General features: G+C 66.7%; 7 protein-coding genes. 3 read left to right on the top strand and 4 right to left on the bottom strand.

The features are described from left to right. From NLI89_RS13920 to NLI89_RS13910, 3 genes are all read left to right on the top strand, one after another. Nucleotides 1–1,472 (top strand): class I tRNA ligase family protein (locus NLI89_RS13920; protein WP_254687561.1); only part of this gene is annotated, 1,472 nt, incomplete at its 5' end. Further along, nucleotides 1,465–1,968: a signal peptidase II gene (gene lspA, locus NLI89_RS13915; protein ID WP_254687560.1), complete on the top strand. Its 504-nt coding sequence runs from the start codon at nt 1,465–1,467 to the stop codon at nt 1,966–1,968. The genes NLI89_RS13920 and lspA, both read left to right, overlap by 8 nt. Continuing rightward, entirely contained in the window at nt 1,961–2,374 is a 414-nt protein-coding gene (locus NLI89_RS13910) for a DUF3035 domain-containing protein (protein ID WP_254687559.1), read from the top strand. Before lspA ends, NLI89_RS13910 begins: the two co-directional genes overlap by 8 nt. Nucleotides 2,375–2,917: 543 nt before the next feature. Here the strand turns inward: NLI89_RS13910 and NLI89_RS13905 are convergent. The 4 genes from NLI89_RS13905 to NLI89_RS13890 all read right to left on the bottom strand — a co-directional run bounded on the left by NLI89_RS13905 (nt 2,918) and on the right by NLI89_RS13890 (nt 6,327). Continuing rightward, nucleotides 2,918–3,772 carry a TorF family putative porin gene (locus tag NLI89_RS13905; RefSeq protein ID WP_254687558.1) on the bottom strand — a complete coding sequence of 285 codons (855 nt, stop codon included), beginning with the start codon at nt 3,770–3,772 and terminating at the stop codon, nt 2,918–2,920. Between the two features lie 266 nt (nt 3,773–4,038). After that, on the bottom strand, nt 4,039–4,215 hold the full coding sequence (locus NLI89_RS13900; RefSeq protein WP_254687557.1) for a hypothetical protein: 177 nt from the start codon (nt 4,213–4,215) through the stop codon (nt 4,039–4,041). An 88-nt stretch (nt 4,216–4,303) separates the two neighbouring features. Next, nucleotides 4,304–5,500, bottom strand: a complete 1,197-nt coding sequence (gene metC, locus NLI89_RS13895; RefSeq protein ID WP_254687556.1) for a cystathionine beta-lyase — start codon at nt 5,498–5,500, stop codon at nt 4,304–4,306. After that, complete coding sequence (locus NLI89_RS13890; RefSeq protein ID WP_254687555.1) at nt 5,497–6,327, bottom strand: sulfurtransferase; 831 nt, start codon at nt 6,325–6,327, stop codon at nt 5,497–5,499. Before NLI89_RS13890 ends, metC begins: the two co-directional genes overlap by 4 nt. Nucleotides 6,328–6,347: the final 20 nt, after the last annotated feature.

Raw genomic sequence — 6,347 nt, 5'->3', positions numbered from 1 at the left:
CCAGCCCCCTCCCGCTTGCGGGAGGGGGAGCAGAAAGCTCCAACGGCGCCACCCTGCGCGAGATCGCGCTCGACGCGATCGCGGCCACCACCTGGATCCCCGCGCGTGCGGAAAACCGGATCACGTCGATGGTGCAGGGCCGCCCCGACTGGGTCATCTCCCGCCAGCGCGCTTGGGGCGTGCCGATCGCGCTGTTCGTCGACCGCGCCACCGGCCAGTACCTCAACGACCCCGCCGTCAACGCGCGCATCGTCGCAGCCTTCCGCGAGAACGGCGCGGACGCGTGGTATGCGGACGGCCACCAGGCGCTGCTCGGCCCCGACTACGACCTCGCCGACTATGAGGTCGTGAAGGACATCCTCGACGTCTGGTTCGACTCCGGCTGCACGCACGTCTTCACCGTCGAGGCGCGCTACGGCGAAGGTACGCGTGCCAATCTCTACCTCGAAGGCTCGGACCAGCATCGCGGCTGGTTCCAGTCGTCGCTGCTCGAAAGCTGCGGCACGCGTGGTCGCGCGCCCTATGATGCGGTCCTGACGCACGGCTTCGCGCTCGACGGCCAGGGGCGGAAGATGTCGAAGTCGCTCGGCAACGTCGTCGATCCGCTCAAGATCATTGGCGAGTCCGGCGCGGACATCCTGCGTATGTGGGTCGCCTCGACCGACTATTTCGACGACGTGAAGATCGGCAAGGAGGTGCTCGCCACCGCTTCCGACGCGTACCGGAAGCTGCGCAACACGTTCCGCTACATGCTCGGCGCACTCGAAGGGTTCGACGATTCCGAGCGCGTCGCGGTGTCCGACATGCCCGAGCTGGAGCGTTACGTGCTCCACCGCTTGCGGATGATTGACACCGAACTGCGTCAGGCGGCCGAAGCGTACGAGTTCAACCGCTACACGCGCCTGCTGACCGACTTCGCGAACGAGGACCTGTCCGCGTTCTTCTTCGATATCCGCAAGGACTCGCTCTATTGCGACGCCCCGAGCGACATAAAGCGCCGGGCATACCGCACCGTCCTCGACGTGCTGTTCCACGCACTCGTCCGCTACGCCGCGCCGGTGCTGTGCTTCACCGCGGAAGAAGTGTGGCAGTCGCGCTTCCCGAGCGACGACAGCTCGGTCCACTACCTCGAATGGCCGGCGCTGCCGTCGCTCGACGCCGACGACGTGGTCGGCAGCAAGTGGCATGAGATCCGCCAGTTGCGTGTGGCGGTCACCGAAGCGATCGAACCGCTCCGCCGCGAGAAGACCGTGCGCTCCAGCCTTGAGGCCGAGATCACCGTCCCCGCAATGCTGCTCGACGCGGACGCACTGGCCGAGGCGTTCATCGTCGCCAAGGTCACGCCGGGCGACGCGGTCACCGTGACGCGCACCGACTTCCACAAATGCGGCCGGTGCTGGCGTCACCTCCCCGAGGTAACGGTCGACGGCGACCTCTGCGATCGGTGCGACAAGGTGGTGGCGCATGCGTAACCTGCCCAAGGCCGGGTTCGGCGCGGCGATCGCGTTGTTCCTTGCCGACCAGCTCAGCAAATGGGCGGTGACCAAGCCGCTCGGGATCGATTCGCTCGGCGATGCGCAGACGATCACCTCGTTCTTCGACCTGCGCTTCGTGCCGAACATCGGTATCTCGCTCGGGCTGCTGCCCGCCGACGGGCATCTGACCCGCTGGGCGCTGGTGCTGCTGACCGGTGCGATCGCGATCGGCGTCGCGGTGTGGATGACGCGCGAGAAGAACCCGGCCGACCAGGTTGCGCTCGGCTTCGTGCTGGGCGGCGCGGTCGGTAATATCCTCGACCGGATCCGGCTTGGGTACGTGGTCGATTTCGCCGACCTGCATATCGGCGAGTGGCGTCCGTTTTTGGTCTTCAATGTCGCCGATGCAGCGATTACTGTCGGCGTGCTCGTCCTGCTTGTTCGGGCGCTCCTCGTGCGCGAGAAGCCCCCTGTGGAGAATTCCCATGCGTAAGTTCGTACCCCTGGCTGCCGGTCTGGCGAGCGTAGCCCTCCTTTCGGGGTGCGGTGCAGGCCGAAGCCTCGATCGTGCACGTCCGGACGAGTTCGCGGTCGCGCGCCAGGCACCGCTGGTGATCCCGCCCGATTTCGCGCTGGTCCCGCCACAGCCCGGCGCCGCCCGCCCGCAGGATACCGCGGCCAACGCGCAGACGCTCGACGCGCTGTTCGGTGGCACCGCGGCGCGCAGTGCGGCCGAGACCGGCGTGATTAACGACGCGGGTGCGGACAGCGACGATGCCGGCATCCGCTCCAGCGTCGGCGATCCCGGTACGACGGTGGTCGACAAGGGCTCGACCACGCGGGACATCGTCGCGGCCCCGGAAGGTGACGGCCAGGACGCGCGCACGACCGCGAACTGATCGGGGTTTACCGGTGGACGAAAAAGGGCGGCTCCTCGCGGGGCCGCCCTTTTTTCGTGCCTGGTTGCTGCCGCAGGATCGTCCGAAGCGGACCGTGATCCGATGATCCGCGATCCACGATCCGCGATCCACGATCCCATGATCTCATGATCTCATGATCTCATGATCTCATGATCTCATGATCTCATGATCTCATGATCCGTACCCGCGCCTACATCCGTCATCCCAGCGAAAGCTGGGATCTCACCGTGTGGCGAACGTCGCTAGCCTCGAGAGATACCCCAGCTTTCGCTGGGGTGACGGAATGAGGGATGGGGATTGGGGAACGAAGATCGGAGATCGGAGATCGGAGGTCGGAGGTCGGAGGTCGGAGGTCGGGGAACCGGGCAGCCTCGCCCCCCCTCCTTGTTCTCCCGCGAAGGCGGGAGCCCAGACTGGATCCCCGCCTTCGCGGGGACACAATGCTGGGGTGCCCTCACCCGTCGCCGGCTTTCCCTGTCCCGATAGGAGAGGGAAAGCAGGAAGAGCGAGGGCCGCGCTAGATCAGAACGCCGCGGTCAGCGAGACGAGCACCTTGCCGTTGGCGATCGAACCGTTGCCGTCCTGGCCGCGGCTGAAGCTCGGCTGGAGATAGGCCGATTCGCCCTTCGTGATGTCGGTATCGACATACGCCACGCCCAGCGTCAGCGGGGTGCTGGGGATCACGTAGTCCGCGCCGAACAGCCAGTCCCAATATTCGCCGGTCGGCGACACGCTGGTCGCGAACGGGCCGAGACCCTTGTTGCCGTTCGAATAGCCGACATGCGCCTTCACGGTCAGCCCGGTGTTGGGGATCCCGCTGCTGACGTCACCCCAGAGATACAGGTTCGAATCCTTGGCATTGACGCGGTCGTAGACGCCCGCCGCCGCCGACGCGCCGTTCGAGTACCAGGGTCCCAGCGCCTGCTGCTTGGGCGCGTAGGCGACGCCAGCGGTCAGTGCGACCGGGCCGGCGGTGCCCGACAGCTTGGCATAGGGCTCGATGAAGTCGGTGTTGTCGAAGCCGCTCGGGTACATGTACCAGGTTGCGCCGACGTCGAGCGTACCGCCGCCGACCGGGACCTTGTAGCCCGCGATCAGATCGAGCTCCATGTTGGCGCCGCCGAACGTGCCCCAGCCCGCGAGGTTGGACCCCCAGGTGCCGATGTACAGGCCGCTCTTGTGCGCGATGGTGATGCCGCCCTGGACGGCGAGATTCTCGTCCGACTGCGACACGCCGCGGAAGCGGTAATCGCTGACGAGCCCGACCGAGCCGGAGACCGTGATCTCCTTGGGCGGTGCGGTAGCCTCGTCCTGAGCGAACGCGGGGGTAGCGGCAGCCAATGCGATGCCGCCGAGAAGAATAGTGGTGAAGCGCATCGTTTCCCTTTCGATACTGGAAATTCGATGTCCCCGCCTGCAACCGCGGACGCCGCATCTATCGAGGCATCAGCCTCCGAGTGCGGTCTTTCCTGCGGTGACGAATGTGTGACAGTCCATGGTGCGACGCACAAGCGAATCTTGCGTACAATCGGGGTTTGACGCCACACATGTTGCGCAACAGACACACCGAAAGTATCCGAGGGGCAACGACCGGGGCTACATTCCAGCCACCAGGACGGCAGCGGAGCCGAGGGGCGACACGATCACGTCAGGATCACGACGGCGACACCCGCGACCGACAGGATGACGCTCGCGATCACGAGCCAGCGGACCTCCGGCGCGTCGCGCGACGAACTGGCCCGGTGCACCGCGGTGAGCAGCAGCCCCGTACTCACCAGGACAATGAGGCTGCCCAACAGATCGCCCTGAGTTTCCGTCATCGCTGATCCCGTCGTCTGGCCTGCCAATAGGGTAGTGGCGCGGCCCTATCGCTGTGATGACGCGGCGATGAAAACTGCGGACGAACCGTTAGCCGCGTACCCTCCGAAAAGCGGCCAACCCCGCGTCGAGATCGGCGATCAGATCGGCGGGGTCCTCGAGGCCGATCTGCAGGCGGACCATCGGGCCGGCGGCGTCCCGCTTGGTGACGCTGCGATGGCGCTGCGGGTCGGCGGGGATGGCGAGGCTTTCGAAACCGCCCCAGCTATAGCCGATGCCGAACAGTTCGAGGGTGTCGATCAACGCGGCGCGGGAGGTTTCGTCTCCACCATTGAGGACGAACGAGAACAGGCCGCTGGAGCCCTTGAAGTCGCGGACGAACAGGTCGTGGCCGGGGCAGTCGGGCAGCGCCGGGTGGAGGACCTGTGCGACTTCGGGGCGCGATTGCAGCCACTTGGCGATGGCCAGCGCGCTCGACTGGTGCTGTGCAAGGCGGACCGCCATCGTCCGCAGGCCGCGGCTGCCGAGCCAGCAATCGTCGGGGCTGGCGACTTGGCCGAGCTGGAAACTCGTCTCGCGCAATTTCTTGAAATGGCCGGGCGCGGCGGTGACCGAGCCGAGCATGACGTCCGAGTGCCCGACGACATATTTGGTGCCGGCGAGGATCGTCAGGTCGACGCCGCGCTCCATCGCAGGGAAGAACAGCGGGGTGGCCCAGGTATTGTCGAGCAGCGTCGTCACGCCCCTCGCCTTCGCGGCAGCGACGATCGCGGGGACGTCCTGCACTTCGAAACTGAGCGAGCCGGGGCTTTCCATGAAGATCGCGCGCGTCTTGTCGCCGATCAGGTCGGCGATGCCCGCGCCGATCATCGGGTCGTAATAGCGCGTGGTGATGCCGAACCGCTTAAGCAGCCCTCCCGCCATGCCGCGTGTCGGATCATAGGCGCTGTCGACCAGCAGCAGTTCGTCGCCGGGGGACAATACGGACAGGAGCGCCGCGGCGATCGCCGCGACGCCCGAGCAATAGAGGAACGTCCCTTCCGCGCCGGGCTCGAGCGAGGTCAGCGCGTCGGCGAGGCTCCACTGCGTTGGCGTGCCCTTGCGCCCGTAGAACAGCCGGTGGTGCGTATCCCGCGTGGCGCTGTCGCGGAGATGGCCGACCGAGTCGTACAGGATCGTCGACGCGCGCCAGACCGGCGGGCTGACGATGCCCTGCGTCCATTCCGGGCGACGGCCGGCGAGGACGACCTTGGTCGCGTCGCCGACCGGCTTGTTCGTGTCGCTCATGCCGTGCCTGTCGCCTTGGGTGTCTCGGGATCGCCGCCCCATTCGGACCAGCTGCCGTCGTACAGCGCCGCGTCGTTGCCGAGCAGATGCGCACCGAATGCGAGCACCGACGCGGTGATCCCCGAGCCGCACGTCATCACCAGCGGCTTCGAAAGGTCGATGCCGGCCTTGTCGAACTCGGCCTCCAGCGCGTCGCCGGTCTTCCACGTCCCGTCGACGTTGAACACCGCGCCCTGCGGCAGGTTTTTCGAGCCCGGAATATGCCCCGGCGCGGTGCCCGGCCGCGGGTCTTCTTCCGCGCCGGTGAAGCGTGTCGCGGACCGCGCGTCGAGCACCTGCTCCGCGCCGCTGGCGACGTTCGCCTTCATCTGGTCGAGATCGCGCACGCCCTTCAGGTCCGCCCAGGTCGTGAAGTGACGATGCCGCGGCGTCTCCTTGCCCGACGCGGTCTCGCGTCCCTCGGCCTGCCATTTCGCCAGCCCGCCATCGAGGATCGCGACATTGTGCGCGCCGAACAGCCGCAGCATCCACCATGCCCGCGCCGAGGTGTGCCAGGGCGAGCTGTCGTACAGGACGATCCGACTGCCATCGCCGAGACCCAGCGTCTGCATCCGGCTCGCGAACTTCTCCGCGGACGGCAGCATGTTGGGCAGGTCACTGTCGGTATCGCGCAACTCGCTCAGGTTCATGAACACCGCGCCGGGGATATGCGCCGCCTCATATTCCGCCGCCGCATCGCGCCCCTCGGCATAGGTCGCGTCGACGATCCGCAGATCGCTCGCACCCAGTTCGTTCGCCAGCCATTCGGTGCTTACCAACGCGTCCATATGCCGCTCCTTGTGCTCGT

Origin of the sequence: Sphingomonas faeni (assembly GCF_024273235.1) — a bacterium.
GTDB lineage: Bacteria > Pseudomonadota > Alphaproteobacteria > Sphingomonadales > Sphingomonadaceae > Sphingomonas > Sphingomonas faeni_A.
The sequence above is the reverse complement of the archived record's forward strand: the minus strand, read 5'-3'. Positions and strand labels throughout refer to the sequence as shown.